This window comes from Streptococcus sp. HMSC10E12, from assembly GCF_001807855.1.
Taxonomy (GTDB): domain Bacteria; phylum Bacillota; class Bacilli; order Lactobacillales; family Streptococcaceae; genus Streptococcus; species Streptococcus salivarius.
The window spans coordinates 1-666 of the sequence record NZ_KV791102.1 but is presented as its reverse complement, the minus strand read 5'-3'; the positions used below and the strand labels follow the sequence as shown (position 1 = coordinate 666).

1 protein-coding gene is annotated in these 666 nt (G+C 39.8%); it reads left to right on the top strand.

Annotated features, from left to right (window positions below):
• Positions 1 to 666 (top strand): SspB-related isopeptide-forming adhesin (locus HMPREF3112_RS11745; protein ID WP_305366754.1); only part of this gene is annotated, 666 nt, incomplete at both ends.

Sequence of the window (666 nt, the reverse complement as noted above, 5' to 3'; positions counted from 1 at the left end):
AAGGTAAGACTCTTGAAACTGTAAGCAACGATGCTTCAGGTAACGTTAAGTTCTCAGCTATGTCATTCAAGAAGGGTGACGAAGGCGTTCACAACTACACAGTAGAAGAAGTTAAAGGAACTGACGCAACCGTTACATACGACACAATGAAAGCGAATGTAACAGTTACAGTTAAACACGATGGAACAGCTAAAGTTCTTATCGCGACTGTTGGCGACATTGCGGACAAAGAATTTAACAACCGTGTAACTCCTCCGGAAGAACCTAAGTTCCAACCAGAGAAATATGTTGTTTCTGAAGAGAAATTCGATATCACTGGTGACAAGCTCGTTGATGATGATAAAGAATTGGCAGACAAGTACGCAGATACAAATGCGAACCCATATGTCGATAATACAAACAACAACGAAGCTCAAAACTTGAATACTAAGACTGTTAAACGTGGCGATAAGTTGGTTTACCAAGTATGGTTGGATACAACTAAATTCGACGCAGCTAACAAGGACAACATCCAATCAGTAGGAATCTCAGATGACTACGATGAAACTAAATTGGATCTTGACGCTACGAAGATTAAAGCTTACGATTCAGTAACAGGCGCAGAAGTAACAGATAAATTTGATATCACTGTGAACAACGGTGTGATTACTGCAACACTTAAAGATG